This window comes from Streptomyces sp. ADMS, from assembly GCF_033441795.1.
In the GTDB taxonomy this organism is placed as follows: Bacteria; Actinomycetota; Actinomycetes; order Streptomycetales; family Streptomycetaceae; genus Streptomyces.
Window position 1 is genome coordinate 1 of the sequence record NZ_JAVFVX010000430.1, and the last position, 469, is coordinate 469.

Here is a 469-nt window from a genome sequence, read left to right on the forward strand (position 1 = left end):
ATCGTGCTGCTCAAGTCCGTCGTCCTGGTCGTCGTCATCGCCGCCGCGCTGCTGGGCGTGCAGTACTGGTACTCCGACCGGATCGCCCTGTACGCCATGCACGGCCGCCTGGTCACCCGGGAGGAAGCGCCTCAGCTGCACGGCGTCATCGACCGGCTGTGCGCAGCCGCGGACATGCCCAAACCACGGGTGGCCATCTCCCGCATGGACCTGCCCAACGCGTTCGCCACGGGACGCAACGCCGACCACGCCGTGGTCTGCGTGACCACAGGGCTGCAGCGCCGTCTGGAACCCGCCGAGCTCGAAGGCGTCCTCGCCCACGAGCTGTCCCATGTCGCGCACCGCGACGTCGCGGTGATCACCATCGCCTCGTTCCTGGGCGTGATCGCCGGTCTCATCGTCCGTTTCGCCTTTTACTCCCAGCTGTTCGGCGGACGCAACCGTGACCAGAACACCGCGGTGGCGATCG

Annotated in this window: 1 protein-coding gene; it reads left to right on the forward strand. The window is 68.2% G+C overall.

Annotated elements, in window-relative coordinates:
* A partial coding sequence (locus tag RB628_RS41405) for a M48 family metalloprotease (protein WP_318325768.1) occupies positions 1-469 on the forward strand: 469 nt, incomplete at both ends.